Consider the following 22,378-nt stretch of genomic DNA (forward strand, 5'->3'; position numbering starts at 1 on the left):
ATTACAACATGTTTTTATACATCAACTACCCTTCATGGATTCACCCACAGATTTTCCCGGGTGTAAAATTTCTTGAACTTTTGCGCTGGTACGGCCTTATGTACGCATTTGCTTTTGCTACTGCATACTTTATTCTTCGTAAGGTCTGGACCGAAGGTGCTCTTGATTCAAAAAGCATCAAAACTACTGAAGATGATTTGTTCAGTTTTATTTTCACAGGAATCATTTTTCTTTTAATTGGTGCCAGAATTTTTTCAACTTTGATTTATGACACAAGCGGACTCTACCGCCATAAGCCCTGGCTGATTTTCTGGCCTTTCGATGCATCCGGTCATTTTACAGGCCTTGCCGGAATGTCTTACCACGGTGGTTTTGTCGGCGGTCTTTTTGGAATGCTTATATGGTGCAAAATCAAAAAGCGCTCTTTTCTTAAATTCAGCGACGCAATGGTTTGTGCCATTCCACTGGGCTACACCTTTGGCCGCCTCGGAAACTTTTTGAACGGCGAACTTTATGGCCGTATAACTACAATGCCATGGGGTATGGTTTTCCCTGATGCTGAACGTTTTTCTGCAAGACTCCCATGGGTACAGGACTTCGCTGCAAAAATCGGAATGGAACTTTCCGGCAGCGGACTCGTAAATCTTCCCCGCCATCCTAGTCAGCTTTACGAAGCTTTTTTTGAAGGCATTGTTTTATGGCTGATTATCTGGTTCTGCCGCAAGCATAAAAAATTCGACGGCATGCTCGGTGCAATTTACGCAGGCGGCTACGGTATTTTCCGTTTCTTTATTGAATACTTCCGTGAACCGGATGCAGATCTCGGCTACAGAATTGCTAAAGATACAAACGCACCTTTGTATACATCAACATCACTCTTAAATATTTCTACCGGTCAGATACTCTGCTTTTTAATGATTGCATTTGCTCTTATTTATGCATTTGTCGACTGGCGTCTTTCTAAAAAGGAGAATTAAAATGATTAAAGCTAAAAAAATTGCTCTTGTACTTTCTGTTATCACACTTCTTCAGCCTGCCATCTTTGCCGTAGACTCAGATCTCACAAAAGATATTGTTGCTCTTGAACTTGAGCTTACTAAAATGAAGACTCATGCCGGTGAATATGCCGAGTTAAGTGAAGCTGCCCTTAATCGCAAAATTGAAAGAACAGAAAAAGAACTCGAAAAAAAGAAGGCTAAAGCCAAAAAAGAAGCTTCAAAAGACAAGGAAGCAATAAAAAAAGGCACAAAAGAAGCCGGAAAGGATATTAAGGAAGCTGGTAAAAAAGCCGGTGAGGACCTTAAAGAAGCCGGAAAAGAAATCGGTAATACCTTCAAAGAAATTTTTAACTAAATAAAATCGGTCACTGCAGATGCAAAGAATTTTCAGCTGTCAGCAAGCCTCGGAACTCGAAAAAAAGGCAAAAGAAAAATTTGCCATTCCCCCCTTTTTGATGATGGAAAACGCAGCAAGGGCAATGGCGGAATTCTGCACAAAAGAAAGCCGCCTTGTAATCGTCTGCGGCAAAGGCAATAATGGCGGCGACGGTTATGCTCTTGCAAGACTTTTACAGACAAAGATAAACGTAACTGTTTTTGCTCTTGAAGCCCCTGCTGCCGAGGAAGCTAAAACTCAGTATGAAATGTGCAGAAGACTTGGTCTGAAAATAATTAATGCTTCAGAAGAGCCTGACTTCCAGATTCTCTTTGAAAAACTATGCAAATCCCTGACTGCTGATGACTATATTGCAGACTGTATTTATGGTACTGGTTTCCACGGTACGCTTTCTCCTGATGTAAAAAAAATCATAGACATTATGAACAAAAGCCGGGCCTGCAAACTTGCCTGCGATATTCCTTCTGCTCTTGAGTTTTCTGCAGATTACAGTATTACAATGGGATGCCAGAAGCTGGCCCTTTACTCTGACACTGCAAAGGCAGTAAGCGGAAAGATTATTGTAGCAGATCTGGGAATTGCAAGAGAAAAATTTGAAGCAGACACAGAATCATCATCTTTGCAGACGCAGGTAAATGATCTCTTTCTGGTCGAGCCCGAAGACCGCGAATTACCATTTCGCAAAAACCGCGCCGTTCACAAGGGAAAGTTTGGTCACACTGCAGTGCTTTGCGGTGATAAATCCGGTGCCGCAATTCTCGCTGCCTCTGCAGCAATGAGTTTTGGCAGCGGGCTTACAAGCCTTTTAAAATCAAACAGCTCCGATTTGAATCAGTTTAAAATTTCGCCGGCCCTTATGATTTCTGATTGCCTTCCTAAAAAGACAAGCTGTATTCTTGCCGGCTCTGGTTTTTCTGACTTCTCAAAAGATACCGCAAAAATTCTGACAGACTGGTTTTACTCTTTTAAATCATCCGGCAGCCGGACTTCACAGACTTCAACGACCTCTCCAGCTGCAGTCCTGGATGCAGGAATGTTGACTTCCCCTGAAACCCCGGCATTTCTCGACAGCTTAAACAGCATAGAGAACGCCAGAATCATTCTTACACCTCATCTTTCGGAACTCAAGCGGCTGCTTGAACACTGCGGAGCGGAAGGAGATTTTTCTATCGAAGCACTCGCAGAAAGCCCCGAATCAAGAATTGCTGCCGGTAATTACCTTACGACACGCTTCCCTCAAAGCACCGTGATTATGAAAAGCGCAAACACTTTTATTGCATGCGGGGGAGAAACTTTTGTAATCACAGACGGAGCGCAGTCCCTCGCAAAAGGTGGCAGCGGTGACCTTCTCGCAGGAATGGCCGCAGCCCTCCTTGCACAAGGCTACCCAGCAAAATCTGCCGCAATAACCGCCGCGGAACACCACGCCTTGATTTCTCAAAAGACCGGCTCTGAAAACTATAACCTTACACCGGAAGTATTTTTATCTTTACTTTAATCTTGAATCAAGCTGGCATGACTTACGCCGCTTGCATCTTTCTTTACGCAAATCTTTTTCGGAATACGGTTTTCGAGCTCTTCCACATGTGAAATAATTCCAACAAGTTTTTCACCCTGAGAAAGATCTTCCAGGGCCCGCATTGCCTTATTCAGGGTTTCAGAATCGAGAGTTCCAAATCCTTCGTCTACAAACATTGCATCCAGCTTTATTCCGCCAGCATTATCCTGAATCTCATCTGCGAGTCCAAGTGCAAGTGAAAGCGATGCCTGAAACTGTTCACCACCAGAAAGAGTTTGAACTTCTCTTTCTCGTCCGGTATAAAAATCTTTTACATTCAGATCAAGACCAAGTTCGGAACCATCTTTTTCTACCCTGCGTCGCAGCTCATATTTATTATCTGTCATTTTCTTAAGACGCAGATTAGCCCTCCGATTTATCAAATCCAGGCAATTCATCTGTACGTAAGTTTCAAGAGAAGGTCTGCCTCGGGCCCCACGGTTTGAACCGGCTGCAACATCACTTAGTGCACTTATCATATTGTACCGATCTGTTGCCTTTTCAATTTCCGGAATAAGCGCTTCTATCTTTCTAAGACTTTCCTGATTTATTCCTTTCCGTTCACTCAAAGAATCACGCTGGGTATTCATAGAATTCTTTTCTTCATAAAGCTTAAGTTTTTCTTTGTTAAGCTTTTCCATATCAAGGGCCTGTGTTTTTTTCAGTTGTTCATTTAAACTTTTAATTTCACCCTTCAAATTTTCTATTTCTTTTTCACAGTCATTTCTGTTATTATTTGCAGACTCGAAGGCACCCTTTAATTGTGTTATCTGATTTTCAAGAAGCATAAAACTCTTCTGAGCCTCTGCAAAAGTTTTATATTTAAGCCCCGATTTTTCAGCTTCAAGATTCTTTGCTTCTGTTTCAAGTTTTGCCTTCAAACCAGCCATTTTTGAGTTGTTTTCTAAAGCTTCATTTTCTGTCTGCTTAAGGCTGCTCTCTATTTCCGGCAGAGATTTTTCTATTTCTTCATGGCGAAACTTTGCCTTCTTTTCTTCAAGAAGTTTAGCTTCTGTTTCTTCATAATCCTTCTGCAGACTTTCTTTTCTTTTTACAATTTCGGAAGCAAGCTCTTTGTCTGCAGCAGAAAGAGATGAAAAATACTTTTTAAGCAGCTTATTGATTTCTGCTTCAGAATTAGCAGCTTCAGTTTTCTTTTGAGCAGCTTCAACAGCAAGGCTGGTTGACTGACTGCTTACTCTATCTGCTTCTTTTTTTGCTTCCTCTACCTCTGTCTGGTTTGGAGCCTCCGAAGATTTTACTGCCGGATGAGGATGGTCTTTTGAACCACAGACAGGACATTCGCAACCCTCTTCAAGCTTTTCTGCAAGAATACCTGCCTGCTCCAGATTAAATAGTCTGAGTAAATCTGTATATTTTTTGTTAGTCTGGACTACAAGAGAATTTATCTGCTCAACCTTATTCTGTGAAATGACAAGCTCTTCTTTTTTTCTTATCAGTTCACTAAGACGCTTTTCTATATCTTTTATTTCTTTTTCTTCTTCTGATATTTTTTCCAGACTAATCTCATAAGAGCTGGCTTTTTCTCCGGCATTTTTCAAGGCAGCCAGTTCTACTTTAGCCGTCTCAATTGCAGCTTCATATTTATTTTTCTTTTCTTCAAGTTCAATTTCTTTTTTTTCTGCTGTCTTGATTTCTTCACCCAGTTTTTCTAATCCATCTTCTTTCTTTGATATTTCTTCATATTTTTTTAAGGAAGCTTCCAGTAATGTCTTTTCTTTTTCAAGCCCCGGCAGCTTTTCTGCCTCTTTTTCTGCTCTGGTAACAACCTCTTTCAAGCCCTCAAGATTTTTTCCCTTCTCGGAAAGATTTTTTTCTGCAGCAGTCAGTTTTTCTTCCGTTTTAATTCTTTCACTTCCTGCCTGAAGGTCTCCATTTACCTTTTCCAGTTTTTTCTCATTTTCAATTATTTGTGAAATAAGCTCCGAAAGTTTTTTCTCATCCTTAGCAGCAAAGTTCTTCAAAAACTCAAAATCTTCTTCTTTTACATACGAAGAGTTTTTTATCTGATTTATCTTTTCTGCTTCCTCATCTTCTTCGCTGAAAATAAATCCAGATAAAGCCTCTCCCATACGCAGCTTTAATTCATTCAAATAAGCAAGAGCCTGGCTCTTATCGCTCTTTAACTGATTTTGCAAGCTCTCATACTTTTCTGTATGAAAGAGCTCACGGAACAAACGTTCTTTATCATCTTTTTTCGAAAGCAGCAGCTGCTGAAACCTGCCCTGTGCAATCATTGCGATACTGCAAAACTGCTCTTTTTTGAGGTTTAGAATTCTTTCTATTTCGGCATTTACTTTAGAAACTCCGGAAAGCGGCTCCTGCCCGTCAGGCTGTAATTCTGCGTTTGCCGCTTCTGTTGTTATACCTTCCCCCCGCAAGGCCTTACGCTCATATTCCGGATTCCTTTTGATATGATATTTTTTCCCATTAGCTTCAAAATCCAGTTCAACAAAAGTCGGAGTATTTTCATCTGCAAAATGTGAACGCAGCATTTCTACATTTCGGTCTGCCCCGCTGGGACTTCCGTAGAGAGCAAAGGTTATAGCATCGAAAATAGTTGTCTTACCGGCACCTGTATCACCGGTAATCAGATAAAGTCCTCTGTTTCCCAGTTCTTCAAAATTAATTTCTGTTCTGTCTTTATAGGATTCAAATCCTGTCATTACAAGCTTAAGAGGTCTCATCAGTTTTCTCCCCAGATTTTTTCAATAAGAGAATTCACATAATCCTTCTGCTCATCATCCATATCAGCTCCTCTTCTGGATGTATAAAAGGCTTCAAAGATTTCCATAGGATTCTGTGCATTCATAGCGCCAAGCTGTTCAGTTTCTTCAGCAGCCCTGCTTGCTTTATTGTCATAAGTAATTTTAATTACATTCGGATAAACTGAACGAAGGGTTGTAAGCGCATCCATAACCTCGTTTTCATCTGTCAGAATAATATCAATAAAATCTTCATGATTATTAGTATCTTTTTCAGACATTCTCATAATTTCATCAAGAGTTCCTGCAATCTTTCTCAGGTCTCGTTTTGGCTTAAGAGGGATTAAGTCAATTTCAATCTTACCCTTTTCTTTAAGGGTAATAAGTGGCATTACCTTTTCCTGATCAAATTCTGAAGTTGAATATTTGAGGGGAGTTCCAGAGAACATTACATTATGCTTACCGATTTTCTGCTGTCTGTGAATATGCCCCAAAGCCGTATAATCAAAATCCCTAAAGATTTCATCACTCACTGCATCCTGCCCGCCGATATAAACCTCTTCTGACTCACAGCGTTCTGCACTCATTATATTCTGATGTGCAATAATTATATTTCGTTCGCTGGTATTAATATTCATATGTTCAACAGCACAGCGTACTGCTGCATCCCAGGAATTTATTTCTTCATCTTCAAAATAATGCTGAACAATGAGTGGTTTTACAAATGGAAGAAGATAAAAATTCACCGGTCCATACTCATCAGTTACAACTACAGGCTCAATTTTTCCGTCATATGGTTTAGAAAAATAGATTCCCTTATCGGTCATAAACTCGCCGCCAAAGGTAAGGCGTTCTGCAGAATCATGATTTCCGCTGATAATCATTACTTTTATCTTTGCTTCAACAAGGCGGCCCAGAAATTTTCTCAATACCCGGATTCCTGCTTCCGGGGCAACATTTTTATCATAAACATCACCGGCAATAATTAAAACGTCTACTTTTTTTTCAAGGAGAATTCCAGCTATCTGTTCAAGAATATAATCCTGATCTTCTATCAGGGAAAAATTATGAAGTGATTTTCCTAAATGTAAGTCTGAAATATGAGCTAAAATCATTCCATAAGTATAACACACAATTTTCGATTTCTGAAATACATCAAGGCAAGGCAGCTCAATAAGATTGCAAAGAGACCCGAAAATCACTAAAATTACAGATATTCAAAACGCAATGACGCGGCCCATATCGGGTAATATACGGAGTTTCTCATGTCAAACACTAATGTTCCTGAACTTTTTGGATGTCTGGTTTTTAATCAGTCAGTTATGAAGGAAATGCTTCCATCGCAAACCTTTAAGGCTCTTAAGCACACAATGGAAGAAGGAACTCCTCTAGACCTGGAGGCCGCAAATCAGATTGCCGAAGCAATGAAAACCTGGGCTATTTCAAAGGGAGCCACACACTATTCACACTGGTTCCAGCCACTTACAGGTATTACAGCAGAAAAGCACGATTCCTTCCTTACACCTGCAGACGAAGGAAAAATCCTCATGAACTTCAGCGGAAAAGAGCTGATTAAGGGTGAACCTGATGCTTCAAGCTTCCCTAACGGTGGAAAGCGCTCAACCTTCGAAGCCCGCGGTTATACTGTATGGGACCCTACCTCTTATCCTTTTGTAAAAGACCACACACTTTGTATTCCTACAGCCTTCTGTTCTTATAATGGTGAAGCTCTCGATAAAAAGACTCCTCTTCTCCGCTCTATGGAATCCATTAACGAGCAGAGCCTCCGTATTCTTAAACTTTTCGGAAACAAGGCAAAGCACGTAACAACAACAATGGGACCAGAGCAGGAATATTTCTTAATTGATGAAAAGCTCTACCAGAAACGAAAGGACTTGAAGATGTGCGGCCGTACCCTTTTTGGTGCCCGCCCTGTAAAAGGTCAGGAAATGGACGACCAGTACTTTGCAGCAATCAAGCCTCGCGTTATTGAATACATGGAAGATTTGAATGCTGAACTCTGGAAGCTGGGCATTTACGCAAAAACAGAACACAACGAAGTTGCTCCTGCCCAGCACGAAATGGCACCTATTTTTACAACAAGCAACCTCGCCGCAGATCAGAACCAGCTGACAATGGAAATCATGAAAAAGGTAGCCCGTCGCCACGGGCTCATCTGCCTGCTCCACGAAAAACCATTCGAAGGTGTAAATGGAAGCGGTAAACATAACAACTGGTCTATCGCAACAGACCTGGGAGAAAACCTCTTCAGTCCGGGAAAAACTCCACGCGACAATGCTCAGTTTCTCCTCTTCCTTACAGCAGTTATTAAAGCTGTAGATGATAATCAGGACCTGCTCCGTTATTCTGTAGCATCTGCCGGAAACGACCACCGCCTTGGAGCAAACGAAGCACCTCCAGCTATTATTTCTGTTTTCGTTGGTGATGAGCTTGATGCCGTTCTCAAGGCTATCAAGGATGGCACAGACTACGACGGAAAGAAAGGCGGCAAGCTTACAATCGGTGTAGATGTTCTTCCACCTATTCCAAAGGATTCAACAGACCGCAACAGAACCTCACCTTTTGCCTTTACAGGTAACCGTTTTGAGTTCCGCTCTGTAGGTTCTGCCCTTTCTATCAGCGGTCCTAATACTATAATGAATGCAATTCTGGCTGATTCCCTGCGAGCCTTTGCAGACGAGCTTGAGCAGTCAAAGAATTTTAAAGAAGACCTGCAGAAGCTTATTAAACGCGAAATCACAGCTCACTGGCGAATTCTTTTCAATGGAAATGGTTACGGCCAGGAATGGATTGAAGAAGCAGAACGCCGCGGCCTTAAAAACTACCGCACAACTCCAAAGGCAATTGAGCACTACATCGACCAGAAGAATATAGATCTCTTCACCCGACTCGGAATTTACACACCGGAAGAAATGAAGAGTCACTATGATATCAAACTGGAAAAGTACTGCCAGGTTGTAAACATTGAGTCAAACACAATGCTGGAAATGGTTCACAAGGACATTATTCCGGCTGCCTTCAAATATCTGAATGTTCTTGCAGACACTGAGTTTAAGATGCAGCGCGTAATGACAATGTGCGACGCCGGCCTCAAGCTCATGGAAAAGTTGAATACTCTGGTAAACGATCTTTCAAACAAGGCTGATGCTCTGGCCTCTAAACACGAAGAAACCCGTGCTATTGCAGACCTTATGAAACGCGCCCACGCTTACGCTAAAGTCGTAATTCCTGCAATGGATGAAGTTCGTGCCATTGCCGACCAGATTGAACCTCTCCTCGGCGAAGAGTACAAGCCTTTCCCAAGCTACGAAGATTTGCTGTATAGTGTTCAATAATTACATTTGGAAAGATGTCCGAGCGGTTTAAGGTACACCCTTGGAAGGGGTGCGCAGCAGAAATGCTGCCGGGAGTTCGAATCTCCCTCTTTCCGTTATTTTAATATACCATTTTGTATTTTTGGCAAAATTCCGACAAAATCCCACATTCTCTGCATTTTTGTCGGAATAAAAACTCGATTTTCAACTAAATTTAGTACTTTTTATGAATAAATAAGCATTTCCATTAAAATATTTCCGACAAAATCCCGGAAATCCCCCTTTTTTGTCGGATATTTTCACATTTTGTTCCGACAAAAAACATTATTTCTAGCGTTTTTGTCGGATTTTTGTTTTTCATAATGATTTTATACAGTTACAAAATGAATGTCATACATAAATAAACTGCTATAAGAATTGCAAAATATAATGTAAATTTTAATCTTATCGAATTCTTGGAAAAATTACATACTCGCTGGAAAATATAAATCAACAGAAAATTTATTATAAGCAGAAATGGATATTTTTCATTTGCAATAAGCCATACTAAAATCTGAACTGTAACGATAAGAACAGGGGGCAGTTTTTTTACATTTTTTGTTGTTAGAACAACAAGAAGCTTTAATATAAAATATGCACAAGAAATAATAATCATCCACAAAAGAAAATTTCCTTTAGATGGTATTTCTTTTATTTCCTTAAAATAATTCTCCAATATCGGATTTGCAACCGTTGCATTTATCAGAAAACAAAAACTCAGAACAAGGAATGAATAAATATCCAAGATAAAATCAAAAAAGTGCCTTATAAAAGATGCTGTTTTCAGTGCCGTATATTTTATCTTTCCACCACCTTTTTTTCCTCTGTCAAAAACTTTATAAACTTTATTCTCACCTGAATCTGGAATCGAGAAATTCTGTAATAAACCTTCTATCTCCAAAATAAAGGAATTATTAAAAGTACAATATTCATCAGCTGGTGACGTCATTTTATCAAAATAATCTTTGAATATCTTATCTATTAAAAATGGCAAAGAATATTTTTTATTTTCGAAACTATATCTCTTTTCTTGTGTATGAATTATAAGTTCGCTATTTTCGGCAGTAATTTCAAGAAACATTTTGGAATCAAAAAATATTTCACCAGTTTCTTGATGATAAATTTCTATATCGTTTTCTCCAGAAATTTTTGTCGGTAAATTCCACAAAACTCTTTTATCTGTGAATACAAAACCTTGTTTCCTAAAAGGATGAATCCACCAGATAAATATAATAGTTTCATCTTCCAGTAAATTATAGAAAACTTTACAAATCTTTCTTTGTCTGTCTGTAAATTTCTTTTGTATTTTCAGTTTTGTATTCATAAACACCTCATAAAAAAACTAATACAAATTAATACAGAATGCAATGTAAGGTTGAAGGTAAAAATGGAAGTACTTCTGCGTTTTATGTTTTTCATATTCAACATACCAATCAGTATAAAGATAAATTTGATTTTCGTATCTATACTCCTCAGTTTTTTCTTTGATTACACTTTCATAAATAGGCAATGATGAATAAAAATCAATATTACAAATAACTCCAACAATTGGTGAACATCGTCTTTTAGGTGTAAATTTAGCCTGTATATCAATTTCAGAACCTATAATAATTCCTTCCTCAAAAATTTGAATATCTGGGCCCAAACAAGCATTTAGATTTACATAATTTGATTCTAGCATTTTTACAGAAGGGCCTAATGCTATTTTTATTCCCCAGAAACTATTTATTTCATCTATGTTCGGTGTAGAAATCGTAACTGACTCATAAAAACCAATTTTGTTATCTCTAATATAATTCTGATTTAACAGTCTGAAATTAGAATCAAAAATTGCAAATAAGTTATTATTATTTATAGTATAATCTTCTGCCGATATCATAGTTTTATTAAAAAAAGATAATAATGGAAGCGTCAACTGAATATCACTCTTAGCACTAAGGATTCCCGTAAACAAAATCAAAACAAACATTAATACTATCTTCTTCATCCAAATCCCCTAAATTAACAGATTATTCAACTAAATTGGTAATATTATAACATACAAAATAAACCGCTCAAAACAAAAAAATCAAAAATACATATTTTATAGTAATATTTATTACCTTTCTAAAAGTTCCAAGAATGACCGGTCGATGCGATAATAATTTTATGGAAGAGACGGAACTTGATATTCCAACTTTGTTCGGAAAAAACGTTCAAAAATACAGAAAAATGGCAGGGCTCACTCAGTCGGAACTTTCAAAGCGGCTCGAAATTACACAAAAGCACCTTTCAATCATAGAAACAGGAACACAGTTTGCCTCTGCTGCACTCATTGCCCGCATTTCAAAAGAACTCAATGTTCCACCAGCAGCTCTCTTTGGAGATGACCTTACTCAAGCCTATTTTGATAAGCTGTATGCGCGCCTTGCCACTCATTTTGAAAACAAAATCAACTGGCTAAAAACAAATCTTACTCAAGAAATAACAGATGTATTGAAACGACAACTAAATTCTAAATCTGAATAAAAAAATAATTCGTCGCTTATCCAAAGCTAAAAAATCAGAAATTCACCCTACCTCATAAATATAGAAATAATCTGTTTTTTCTGCTCATAATCTTATATCACTTTAGTTTATGACAGATATGGCTGAATTAATGCCATAGACTTATACAGGAGTTTTTTATGAAAGAATTTAATGGCTTTATGCACGGAGTAAACATTGGCGGCTGGTATTCTCAGTGTAATCATACAGAAGAACGTTATGACAATTTTATTAAAAAAGAAGATTTTGCCACAATAAAAAGCTGGGGACTGGATCATATCCGTCTTCCAATCGACTATGAGCTTGTTGAAACTGCTGACGGCCAGAAAATTGAAAAAGGATACGAAAGGATTCGCCAGGCAGCAAAATGGTGTGCTGAAAATAGTCTTAACATGATTCTGGATCTCCACAAAACCTGCGGTTATTCTTTTGATGCTGGATACAAGGAATCAGGCTTTTTTGAAGATGAAAAACTCCAGGAACGTTTTTATAAACTCTGGGAATCTCTTGCTGAAAACTTCAAAGATGTTTTTGCAGGCACAAATAACGAAATCTGTTTTGAACTTTTAAACGAAGTTACAGACCAGGCTTACTGCAAAAAATGGAACGCAATTGCCCGCACCTGTATTGAGCGCATTCGTGCCATTGCTCCTACAACAAAGATTCTTGTTGGCAGCTACTGGAACAACTCTCTTGCTTCTGTAAAAGACCTGGACCAGCCATACGACGAAAACATTGTTTACAACTTCCACTGTTACGAGCCTCTCCTCTTTACTCATCAGGGAGCACCATGGGTTGGTCCGAATATGAATCCTGATTTCCGCTTCCCGCTCAAGTCTAAATTTGCTGATTATATTACTAAGACTTCTGAAAAGGTTGGCCAGATTGGAACTGCTTTTGGAGCTTTCGCACCAGATGCCACTGTAGATGTAAACTACTTTGAAACTATTTTTGCTGAAGCAGTAAAAGTTGCAGAAGAAAGAAATGTTATGCTTTATTGTGGTGAATATGGAACAATTGACAAGGCTACACCAGAGGACACCCTTGAATGGTATAAGCTGATTTCCACAGTATTCAACAACCACGGAATTGGCCGTGCCGCCTGGTCTTTCCGCCAGATGGACTTTGGCCTTGCCGATGCCCGCCTGGATGAAATAAGACCAGAACTGATAAAATATCTTTAAAATAAAGATGCCCGGGTCAAGCCCGAGCATGACACTTATTGTCATTGTCCGGCTTGACCGGACAATCTGATATTACAACTTTCCGCTCTCAGCAGCGCCAGGGAGTCCAATATCCTTACGGAAGAAGGCGCCGTCAAACTTGATGGCGCTGATTCCCTGATAAGCTTTTTCCCAGGCTTCTTTGAAAGAAGATCCATAAGCAGAGCAGGCAAGAACACGTCCGCCGCTTGTAAGCAGGTCGTTATCGTGACGGCGGCCTGCAACAGCTCCCGCAACAAAAATCTTTGCTGTACTAGCATTCAAAAGAGGCTTGTTGATTGTAATTTCCTTACCTTTTTCATATGCTTCAGGATAACCACCACTTACCATACATGGCGCAACCTGATATCCAGGCTTCCACTTAAACTCAAAATCTTTAAGGGTACCGTTCAAAATTGCAGTACACATAGAAGTAAAATCAAAATCCATCAAAGGAAGAACTGCCTGAGTTTCAGGGTCGCCAAGACGGCAATTGTATTCAAGAAGCTTTGGACCTTTAGAAGTCAACATTACACCAAAGAAGATAAATCCACGGTAATCGAACTTTTCTTTGATAAGACCATTAAGCGTTGGCTCAAGAATTGCCTTATTAAACTGCTTCATTGTCTTGTCTGTAACATCTTCAAGAGGACAAACAGCACCCATTCCGCCGGTATTAGGACCTTTAGCACCATCCATAAGGCGCTTATGGTCGCGGGCAGGAAGGAAAGGAACGATTGTAGCGTTTCCGCTTACAGCATATTCAGGTGTTACAGAAACAGCAGCAAGAACAGAAATCTCAACACCTTCAAGATACTCTTCGATTACCAGTTTCTTTCCGGCATCTCCAACTTTGCCGTTTCCCATCATATCTTCAACGGCAGCCAAAGCCTCGTCTACAGTAGCAGCAACTACTACACCTTTTCCCGCAGCAAGACCGTCGGCCTTAACTACAATAGGTGCACCGTGCTTTTTGATATATTCACAGGCTTCGTCTTTATTTGTAAAGGTTTCGCTTGCAGGGCAGGCAACACCGTATTCCTTCATGAATTTTTTAGAAAGGTCTTTACTGCCTTCCAGCTGAGCACCGGCCTTCTTTGGACCAACAACAGGAATGTCAGCCTTCCAGAACTCATCGGCTAAACCGGCACACAAAGGATCTTCCGGTCCAACTACACACATGCGGCAGTTTTCGTGCTTTGCAATAGCAACGTAAGGGTTCTCACCCTCTTTGATATAGTCACAATCTTTTGGATTAATATTTACACATTTAGCTTCATAAGCAGTGCCGCCGTTTCCAGGTACAACAACTACTTTATCAACAACAGGACTCTGAGCAATTTTCCAGCAGATAGTGTGCTCACGACCACCACTGCCAACTACTATAATATTCATAAAATGAGTTTAATGGAAAAACTGATAAATGTACATATAAAAAAAGTTCTGCTGCTTACGTCAGTAACAAAAACAGGCAGCTTCCGCTACTCGCGTCTGGCGAACTGCGGGGATGATGCAGTTCGCAGCCGCGATTCGCTCGCGCTACCTGTTTTAGCATTTATGTAACACTACAGAACTTTTTTTCCGTATTCACAATAAAAATTTAATTTTATGAATATTCTCTACGCAACCTATACCTTAAACTCGTCGATGCGTTCTGAGATGTTGTTTACGGCCTGGGTCATGTCTTCGGTAAGTTTGTTCAGGTTCTTAGTTGTTTCCTGGGTAACTTCAGTTGTTGAAACAATCTTGTTGAAGTTCTGAGCCATGTTCTTTGAAGATTCCTTAAGACCTGCAATTGCATCCAGAACGGAAAGTGCACGGTCGCCGATTTTCTTACTTGAGCGCTGAACACTTACAGAAATATTATTCATCTTAGAAAGAGTTTCGAGCAGATGCTTTGAACCTTCGCTCTGTTCCTCTGTAGCCTTCTTGATAGAATAAACCAGTTCAGAAGTATTATTTGTCTTGTCAGATACAACCTCGAAGGAAGCCTTACTCAAATCGGCACTTTCTACTACCTTCTGAATGTTCTGAGCAATAAGTTTAAGGTTTTCACCAATACTCTTAGACTGAGTAGCAGAAGTATCAGCAAGCTTACGGATTTCTTCGGCAACGACAGCAAATCCCTTTCCGGCCTCACCCGCATGAGCAGACTCAATCATGGCGTTCATAGAAAGCAGGTTGGTCTGAGAAGAAATACTTGCAATTACCATGTTTGTATCCTGCAGAGTCTTACTCTGAGCAAGGACTGAATTCAAAAGCTCGTTTACAATACGGTTCTTTTCAATTCCTTCTGCAGTTGCTGCATTAAGTTCGGTAAACTCGCCGGCCATCTTGTCGACAGAACCTGAAATAGACTGAATGTTTCCAATCATCTGTTCAATTCCGGCAGAAGCCTGTGTAATAGAATCTACCTGAGAATCAATCATCTGATTAAGAGTTGTAATATTTGACGAAATCTGTGCTACAAGGTCAGAAGTGCCCGTTACACTCTTATCCTCTGCTTCAAGAGTTGTAGTAGCAGCCTGAATTTCGTTTGAAATGTTATTCATCTGAGTTCTGGTTTCATCCAGCTGTTTCTTTACATTTTCGAAGGTATCCTTAAGGTCGTCATTTGCATTACCAATTTCGCGTACAGTTTCATGAACAGTATTTACAAAGGTATTTACAGATTTCTTAACCTGTGAGATTTCATTGTTATGATAAATTGTAAGACGCTTTGTAAGGTCTTTATCACCCGTATTCAAATCATCAATATTCTTTTTAATTGCTGAAAACTTAACAATAATTGTTCTGATGATAAAGAGTTCGAGAATCATGAGAATAAAAGCAATTACTATACCACCTATCAGAGATTCTCTCTGCAAGCGACGTGAAATTTCCTGTACTTCGTCTTTCTCTACAGTTGCAATAACCTTCCACACCTTATTGTTCAAATTGAATGTTTTTGTATAAACCTGAAGATGATTTATATCTGTCTCTCCAAGAATATCTTCTCCAGCTCTGAGTGCATTTGCATCATCATAAACAGAAATACGGCCGGTTCTAAAGAAGGTCTTTCCAAGGGTGGTGATAGGCTCAAGCTCAAGGAAGCCTACACAACCACCATTAATTTTTTCACCGGTCTTTTCATCAGTAAATTCCGATTTTACAAAAAGTGGCATGGTATAACCACCTGCTGCAGCCATTCGAGGAGATTCAAGCCATACAGAAACATCACTCTTTTTATGATTTATATAGTACTCTTTCTGTAAAATACCTGCTTTAGAGGTTCCGCCTTTTGTATTAAAGGTTTCAGGACCTCCATCCTTTGCATCAGTATTTGTATCCCAGAAAACCATACAATATTCAAAGCCTTCTGGTTTTGGAACTGTCTTTACTCTTTCTTTGATTTTTTCCGGAGAATCAACCTTGTCTACAATAGCACGCTGAAAAACGTTCATTACTGTAACCTGATTCTCAAACCACATTTTTACATTATCTACAGCAGAATCAAGGAAGTTATTAATTGCCTCATCATAAATACTTTTTATTGGAGCCTTGATATTATGAGACATAAACACAATAAATAGTGAGATAATTGCGAGAATTTCCAGAAAGCCAATTACACCATACTTAAAAAGCAGCGATTCTTTACGCTGTTTTTTCTCCTTTTCAGCTGATTTTCCCTCTTCCAGAATTATCTGTTCTTCCATAAGCCTGCCTCAAAATTATAAAATCTGTGTTATTTTAAGTATAAATCATTATCGGTAGAAGTCAACTTTTTCATTATTTATCCATCATATAAAAAGGAAAAATTACCGGGCTCTCGGCTTGTGACAATTTGAGCAGCCTACCACATGAACGTGTTTTTTTCCCATTGCTTTGTTAAAAAGACGCGCTGTAAGGCTTTGATCCAGGGCTACTTCCTTATGACAAACCGGACAAATGCGTTTTAAGCCAGGTTCCAGCCGCGGATAGCAATGTGGACAGCCCATAACTATCATAAGCTGGTCCGGAACATTCATTGGCCGATAGACTTTTGAGATTATATTCTCCCCTACAAAGAGATTTGAATCGCAGAGGGGACATTTTACCGGCTGCAAATTCTTATGACGGGTATTTTTCTGATTTTTACTATTAGTATATTTGATATACCAGGCAATCAGCGCGATTATTACGCAGACTGCAGCTCCCATTAATAAGTAGTCCATAAAGTAATTATACACCCTCAATTCGCGGTGGTCGAGTGCCGCGTAAGCGGCGTATCGAGATACAGGTGGTTTCGATACGCCCGTTGGGCTACTCAACCACCGGGAAAAAAATATAAATATTTTTAATTTTTTCCTAAACTTTTTTTTGCCTCACCCGACAATCAAGTATAAGGGTGGTGGAAACCCGTGAGATAAACCACGTTGTGGTTTGAAACCCACCAATGTGTTTTATCTTATAACCAAAACTATAAGGAGATTATTATGGTTATTAATCACAATATGAGTGCTATGTTCGCTCAGCGTTCCCAGGGAATTCAGGATCTTAACCAGTCAAAGAGCATGGAAAAACTCTCTTCTGGTATGAGAATCAACCGTGCCGGTGACGACGCTTCTGGACTTGCAGTTTCTGAGAAAATGCGTGCTCAGATCCGCGGTTTGAACCAGGCTTCAACAAACGCTCAGAATGGTATTTCTTTCATTCAGACAACTGAAGGATACCTCCAGGAAACAACAGACATCGTTCAGCGTATCCGCGAACTTGCTGTTCAGTCTTCAAACGGTATCTATTCTTCTGAAGACCGCATGCAGATCCAGGTAGAAGTTTCTTCTTTGATCGCAGAGGTTGACCGCATCGCTTCTTGTGCTCAGTTCAACGGTATGAACATGCTTACAGGCCGCTTTGCTCGTCCTACAGGTGAAAATGTTGTTACAGGCTCTATGTGGTTCCATATTGGTGCTAACATGGATCAGAGAACTCAGGTATACATTGGAACAATGTCTGCTACAGCTCTTGGTTTGCGCAACATCGGAGACGAATCAATCATGTCTCTTGCTACTCCAGATGAAGCTAACCGCGCAATCGGAACTCTTGATGAAGCTTTGATGAAGATCAACAAGCAGCGTGCTGACCTTGGTGCTTACCAGAACCGCCTTGAAAAGACAGTTACAGGTCTTGATATTGGTGCTGAAAACCTCCAGGCTTCTGAATCACGCATCCGTGATACAGACATGGCTGAAGAAATGGTACGCTTCACAACTTCTAACGTACTCTCTCAGGCTGGAACAGCAATGCTCGCACAGGCTAACCAGTCAAGCCAGAACGTACTCAGCTTGCTCCGCTAGAATAGATTGTCCGGCTTGGCCGGGCAATAAAAAAAACCGATGCAATTTGCATCGGTTTTTTTTATTTAACAAAATGTAAATAAACCAGAAATTAGCCGAGAGTGATAGCTCCAGCCTCGCTGATTGTAATAATTGCTTTACAGTTTGTACAGCGGAAGCGGCCTGCATGTGCAGCCTGAATATTCTTTCCGCAAGAAGGGCATACAAGCATCTTAGGGAATACAGGTCCTGGTGTTGAGCCTTCATCATGGCGCAAATACTCCAGGGCTTCATCTGTTGTGTCCTTCAGATTAAAGAACTGAGAGAATCCAAGAATCTGGAATACTTCAGCAACCTTTTCCTGTACCTCTGACAGAATAATATCGCCGCCCTTTACCTTTACCATCTTAAGAAGGATTGTAAATGAGCCAAGGCCTGTAGAAGATACATAAGACAAGCCACCGCAATTGAAAAGAAGATTAAAATAACCTGCTCCAATTACTTTAGTAAGCTGTTTCTGAAAGAAAGATGAATTATATGTATCAATATATCCATCCAGGACAACCATACAACCGTTCTGGACTCCTGGAATCTTATGCAAAGTGATTTTAAGCGAATCGTCCTTATCACTGTCAAAGCCTGAAACTATAGAATTATTTGATTCCATTTATACTACTCCTTATGCTCAATTATAACACAAAAAAACCATTTGTCTACTTAAATTTTCAAAGATTCCCTTGTCGAGCAAGGGAATGACACCTGGCTTAGAACTCGCTTCGACCCCGGAAACTGAGGGAAAGAGTCCTCTTGTCGATGTATTCGAGGTCGCCGCCCACGGGAATACCTGTGGCAAGGCGGGTAACCTTTGGCGGCTGCGGAAGATTGAGTTCTGTAATCATCTTATTAAGATAGAGGGCTGTTGTGTCGCCTTCTACTGTAGGGTTTGTAGCAATGATGATTTCAGTAACCTCAGAGCTTCGGATTCGGGCCATGAGAGGCTGAATTGCAAGTTGGGCAGGACCTATGCCTTCCAGTGGACGTAAAAGTCCGCCTAAAACATGATAAAGTCCCTTATATTCACCATAAGCTTCTATAGTAGACACATCCTGAGGCTGTTCTACTACGCAAATCTGGCTTGAATCTCGCAGCGGATTTGAACAGATTGGACAAGGGTCGCTTTCTGTCCAGGTACCGCAGACTGAGCAGGGCTTTATTTTTTCCTGAAGGCTGCCAAGATTCTGGGCAAACTTCTGTACATAAGCGGCATCCTGCTTAAGAAGCCAGTTTACCATGCGAATGGCAGATTTTTTACCGATTCCAGGGAGACGAGAAAAGTTGTTTGTTAGTTCATCAAATGCGTTCATAGTTTTATCTGGATTGCCCGGTCAAGCCGGGCAATGACAGTTTTGCTTCCTTATAATCCAAACTGACCAAGGTCCAGGCCGCCAAGTAAAGAGCTTGATTTTGCTTTAATCTGTTCCTGAACATTGTCTACGGCATTTTTATGAGCCGAAACTATCAGATCTTCAAGCATCTGAACATCGCGGTTATCTACACAGATAGGGTCAAGCTTAATTCCCATCATCTCAAACTTTCCATTAAGTGTTATGGTTACCATACGGCCGCCAGAAGAACCTTCTGCGCGGATATCAGCCAGTTCCTGCTGGAGTTTTTCTGACTGTTCTTTAATAGCCTGTGTATTCTTAAGTAATTCAAACGGATTCATTTTTTACATCCTCCCTGCAACTATTGTTCCCTTAAAAGCATTTACCAGAATATTTACCTGTTCCGGTATTTTTACCGGAGCAGAAGCAGCTTGAGTCTCTTCTGATTTAAGGGTCACATTAAATCTCATTGGACGGCCACAGGCATTTGAAAGCTCTGCAACTATCACATCTTTTTTCTTTTCTATAAGGCTCAAATCGTAGTCTGTTTCTACAGTTGTGCTTACACAGTCTGCATCAACTACCCACAAGCCTGTTTTTTCAATATTTGAAGCAGCAAATCCATCTGTTACTGAAAGATTCGCCGTAACCTGCCCGCGAAGCTGGGCTATAGAAATTGTCTGACCATTTGCAAGTGTCAGAGTATCCTGCAGCTGAACAGGAGCCGGACTATATCCATTCTGATTTGCAGAAGCCTCTGCTGCTTCATAAGCTTCTTCTGCCCTTTCGCTGAAGTCCGCTTCTACTGGATAATAATCATCATCTGGCGGCGCATCCATATTAGACCAGCCGTCATCTCCTTCTTCCGCATCCGGATTTTCGGTAAAAGCAGCATCGGTTAAAGGAATATCCACCACAGGCATAGACTGACCATCGTCAGAAACTTCATTCAGAGGAATATTAAGTTTTAAACGTTCGTCAAGCTCTGCCGGGTGAGCATTTTCTGCCTGCACATTCTGAGAATTCTGCGCAGCAGCCACTGATTGTTCAGGCGGCAGTGGACCGCCATTATGAAAAGGGTTTGAGTTATCTCCTTCCCCGGAGCCACCAGGACTGCCAGGGGCACCCGTATCATCATCAGAAATACCAGCCTGCTCCTTTGCAATCAGCTCATCGAGCATGGAAAGGCGGGGCATGCCTGCCGGAATCGGATTCATTCCCGCAGGAGTTGGCTGAGTCTGCTGAGGCTGAGAAGTTTCGGCAGATACGGTGGTTGAGCTTGTCGAAACTACCGCTGCACTCTGTACATTACTGTGTACTGCGGTGGTTTCGATACGTCCGCTTTGCGGACACTCAACCACCGAGTTTCCCATCAGTAAGCCCTGAGCCGCATCAATTGCCTTTTTAACTTCTGCATTAGAAACATAGCTTCCAAGCCAGCAAAGACGGCTGAAGGCAAGCTCAAGCTCGTAGCGGGGCGAAAGTGAATAGCGGATATCGCGGTAAAGCTGTAAAAAGAGAGAAAGGGCACGTTCAATCTGAACGGTATTCCAGGCTCCGAGAACTACGCTGCTGTAGCGCTCTGCGGAATTGCCAAGAAGAGACTCTTTTTTTACGCCATTCTTAATAAGAAGAAGGCTGCGCAGGTAGTCTGCGCTGTTAGAAATCAGCTGTTCTATAGAAACGCCGGCCTGCAGGAACTCATCCAGAAGACCAATTACATCTGCAGTTTTGTTCTGAGCACAGGCTTCAAAAACAGTGTTCAGGCGGTCAATTCCAACAAGACCAAGCTTATCGCGGATTTTTTCGTAAGTGATGTGTCCGTCGCTAAAGGCTACAACCTGGTCAAAAAGGGTGTAGGCATCGCGCATAGAACCGGTAGACTCGCGGGCAATCCAGAAAAGAGCTTCATCATCAGCCTGAATACCAAGCTCGGCTGCTGCATCGGCAAGACACTGCTTTACCTTATCAACTGCAACAAGACGGAAATTGAACTGCTGACAGCGGGATTTAATTGTAGCCGGAACCTTCTGAAGCTCGGTTGTCGCAAAAATAAAGATTACGTATGGAGGCGGCTCCTCAATAGTCTTGAGCAGGGCATTAAAAGCCGAAGTCGAAAGCATGTGGACTTCGTCTATGATATAGATTTTATACTTAGAATTGCTAGGCGGAAAAAGAACCTCATCCTTAATCTGGCGGATATTTTCAACGCTGGTGTTAGACGCACCATCGATTTCAATTACATCAAGAGAAGTTCCCTTTGTAATTTCCTGACAGGTTGAACAGGTTCCGCAAGGCTGGTCTGTAGGGCCGTTCTGACAGTTAAGTGCCTTTGCAAGAATACGGGCAGTAGAAGTCTTACCACAACCACGGGGACCAGAAAAAAGGTAGGCGTGGGCGATTTTTCCCGACTTTATAGAATTTTTGAGAGTCTCTGCAACAAATTCCTGACCAACCAGGTCTCCAAACTGCTGCGGACGACGTCTCGTCGCTGTTACTTCGTATGACATAGGGTTTATTATAATGTGATTTTGGGGAAATTTGAAGAGGGCGGAGCCCCGCCCTACGCTCGCACTACTGAACTGCCCCCATTTTTTTAGACAGTTATTACGCACATTTTAGGCTGAAAGTCTTTGGAGATTTCCAGCCTAATTTTTTCTGTATGCGGTCCTTGTTATAGAACTGAATAAAATCTGTTATCAGTTCTTCCATCATTTGATATGAAAGCAGGCCATGTCTACTAACATTGTAATATCCAGACTCTGCTTTCAGCGTACCGAAAAAGTGTTCCATGCAGGCATTGTCCCAGCAGTTACCAACTCGACTCATGCTCTGGATAAAACCTTTCTCTTCCAGCAGTTTTCTGTACTCTGACGCTTTATAAGTATTTCCCTGATCCGAATGAATCAGCGTATTGG

General features: G+C 40.7%; 20 protein-coding genes and 1 tRNA gene. 9 read left to right on the plus strand and 12 right to left on the minus strand.

What is annotated here, in order from left to right:
• Positions 1–8 precede the first annotated feature (8 nt).
• From lgt to G626_RS0111710, 3 genes are read left to right on the plus strand one after another with little or no spacing between them, the layout of a single operon-like run.
• The gene (gene lgt, locus G626_RS16505) at positions 9–977 is read left to right on the plus strand and encodes a prolipoprotein diacylglyceryl transferase (protein WP_022932973.1); all 969 of its coding nucleotides are present in this window, start codon (positions 9–11) and stop codon (positions 975–977) included.
• 1 nt (position 978) lies between these two features.
• Positions 979–1,353 (plus strand): hypothetical protein, encoded by a 375-nt coding sequence (locus G626_RS0111705; protein WP_022932974.1) that lies wholly within the window; start codon positions 979–981, stop codon positions 1,351–1,353.
• 19 nt (positions 1,354–1,372) lie between these two features.
• Positions 1,373–2,893 (plus strand): NAD(P)H-hydrate epimerase, encoded by a 1,521-nt coding sequence (locus G626_RS0111710; protein WP_022932975.1) that lies wholly within the window; start codon positions 1,373–1,375, stop codon positions 2,891–2,893.
• Here the strand turns inward: G626_RS0111710 and G626_RS17650 are convergent.
• Together G626_RS17650 and G626_RS0111720 are read right to left on the minus strand one after the other, a co-directional pair.
• Positions 2,890–5,661, minus strand: coding sequence for an AAA family ATPase (locus tag G626_RS17650; RefSeq protein ID WP_022932976.1), 2,772 nt, complete (start codon positions 5,659–5,661; stop codon positions 2,890–2,892). The two genes, G626_RS0111710 and G626_RS17650, sit on opposite strands and share 4 nt — an antisense overlap.
• Positions 5,661–6,794: an exonuclease SbcCD subunit D gene (locus tag G626_RS0111720; protein WP_022932977.1), complete on the minus strand. Its 1,134-nt coding sequence runs from the start codon at positions 6,792–6,794 to the stop codon at positions 5,661–5,663. Before G626_RS0111720 ends, G626_RS17650 begins: the two co-directional genes overlap by 1 nt.
• A 150-nt stretch (positions 6,795–6,944) precedes the next feature.
• Between G626_RS0111720 and G626_RS0111725 the strand changes: the two genes are divergently transcribed.
• Both G626_RS0111725 and G626_RS0111730 read left to right on the plus strand, forming a co-directional pair.
• A complete protein-coding gene (locus G626_RS0111725; RefSeq protein ID WP_022932978.1) occupies positions 6,945–9,035 on the plus strand; it encodes a glutamine synthetase III family protein in 2,091 nt (696 codons plus the stop codon).
• Positions 9,036–9,043: 8 nt separating this feature from the next.
• Positions 9,044–9,130 (plus strand) — tRNA-Ser (locus tag G626_RS0111730).
• Positions 9,131–9,390: 260 nt separating this feature from the next.
• On the opposite strand, the gene G626_RS0111735 is transcribed toward G626_RS0111730, so the two are convergent.
• Positions 9,391–10,377, minus strand: coding sequence for a hypothetical protein (locus tag G626_RS0111735; protein WP_022932979.1), 987 nt, complete (start codon positions 10,375–10,377; stop codon positions 9,391–9,393).
• 18 nt (positions 10,378–10,395) lie between these two features.
• Positions 10,396–11,040 carry a hypothetical protein gene (locus G626_RS0111740; RefSeq protein WP_022932980.1) on the minus strand — a complete coding sequence of 215 codons (645 nt, stop codon included), beginning with the start codon at positions 11,038–11,040 and terminating at the stop codon, positions 10,396–10,398.
• 161 nt (positions 11,041–11,201) lie between these two features.
• On the opposite strand from G626_RS0111740, the gene G626_RS17655 reads away from it, so the two are divergent.
• Complete coding sequence (locus tag G626_RS17655) at positions 11,202–11,561, plus strand: helix-turn-helix domain-containing protein (protein WP_022932981.1); 360 nt, start codon at positions 11,202–11,204, stop codon at positions 11,559–11,561.
• Positions 11,562–11,719: 158 nt separating this feature from the next.
• Complete coding sequence (locus tag G626_RS0111750; protein WP_022932982.1) at positions 11,720–12,763, plus strand: glycoside hydrolase family 5 protein; 1,044 nt, start codon at positions 11,720–11,722, stop codon at positions 12,761–12,763.
• 72 nt (positions 12,764–12,835) lie between these two features.
• Here the strand turns inward: G626_RS0111750 and purD are convergent, their stop codons facing one another.
• A complete protein-coding gene (gene purD / locus G626_RS0111755) occupies positions 12,836–14,176 on the minus strand; it encodes a phosphoribosylamine--glycine ligase (protein WP_022932983.1) in 1,341 nt (446 codons plus the stop codon).
• A 12-nt stretch (positions 14,177–14,188) separates the two neighbouring features.
• Between purD and G626_RS18130 the strand changes: the two genes are divergently transcribed.
• Positions 14,189–14,344 (plus strand): hypothetical protein, encoded by a 156-nt coding sequence (locus tag G626_RS18130; RefSeq protein ID WP_156003320.1) that lies wholly within the window; start codon positions 14,189–14,191, stop codon positions 14,342–14,344.
• Between the two features lie 65 nt (positions 14,345–14,409).
• On the opposite strand, the gene G626_RS0111765 is transcribed toward G626_RS18130, so the two are convergent.
• Positions 14,410–16,476, minus strand: coding sequence for a methyl-accepting chemotaxis protein (locus G626_RS0111765; protein ID WP_022932984.1), 2,067 nt, complete (start codon positions 16,474–16,476; stop codon positions 14,410–14,412).
• Between the two features lie 102 nt (positions 16,477–16,578).
• Positions 16,579–16,974: a hypothetical protein gene (locus tag G626_RS0111770; protein WP_027727154.1), complete on the minus strand. Its 396-nt coding sequence runs from the start codon at positions 16,972–16,974 to the stop codon at positions 16,579–16,581.
• Positions 16,975–17,235: 261 nt separating this feature from the next.
• Here G626_RS0111770 and G626_RS0111775 point away from each other — a divergent pair, with 261 nt between their 5' ends.
• The gene (locus G626_RS0111775) at positions 17,236–18,096 is read left to right on the plus strand and encodes a flagellin N-terminal helical domain-containing protein (RefSeq protein WP_022932986.1); all 861 of its coding nucleotides are present in this window, start codon (positions 17,236–17,238) and stop codon (positions 18,094–18,096) included.
• A gap of 91 nt (positions 18,097–18,187) precedes the next feature.
• Here G626_RS0111775 and G626_RS0111780 read toward each other — a convergent pair whose 3' ends face one another.
• From G626_RS0111780 to G626_RS0111800, 5 genes are all read right to left on the minus strand, one after another.
• Positions 18,188–18,742 (minus strand): STAS domain-containing protein, encoded by a 555-nt coding sequence (locus tag G626_RS0111780; RefSeq protein WP_022932987.1) that lies wholly within the window; start codon positions 18,740–18,742, stop codon positions 18,188–18,190.
• 97 nt (positions 18,743–18,839) lie between these two features.
• Entirely contained in the window at positions 18,840–19,439 is a 600-nt protein-coding gene (gene recR, locus G626_RS0111785; RefSeq protein ID WP_022932988.1) for a recombination mediator RecR, read from the minus strand.
• Positions 19,440–19,489: 50 nt separating this feature from the next.
• Entirely contained in the window at positions 19,490–19,801 is a 312-nt protein-coding gene (locus tag G626_RS0111790) for a YbaB/EbfC family nucleoid-associated protein (protein ID WP_022932989.1), read from the minus strand.
• A gap of 3 nt (positions 19,802–19,804) precedes the next feature.
• Positions 19,805–21,970 carry a DNA polymerase III subunit gamma/tau gene (dnaX, locus tag G626_RS0111795; RefSeq protein ID WP_022932990.1) on the minus strand — a complete coding sequence of 722 codons (2,166 nt, stop codon included), beginning with the start codon at positions 21,968–21,970 and terminating at the stop codon, positions 19,805–19,807.
• A 97-nt stretch (positions 21,971–22,067) separates the two neighbouring features.
• Positions 22,068–22,378, minus strand: a 311-nt coding sequence (locus tag G626_RS0111800; RefSeq protein WP_022932075.1) for an integrase core domain-containing protein, incomplete at its 5' end; no start/stop codon positions are given.

The organism is Treponema bryantii NK4A124 (assembly GCF_000421345.1).
Classification (GTDB): domain Bacteria; phylum Spirochaetota; class Spirochaetia; order Treponematales; family Treponemataceae; genus Treponema_D; species Treponema_D bryantii_B.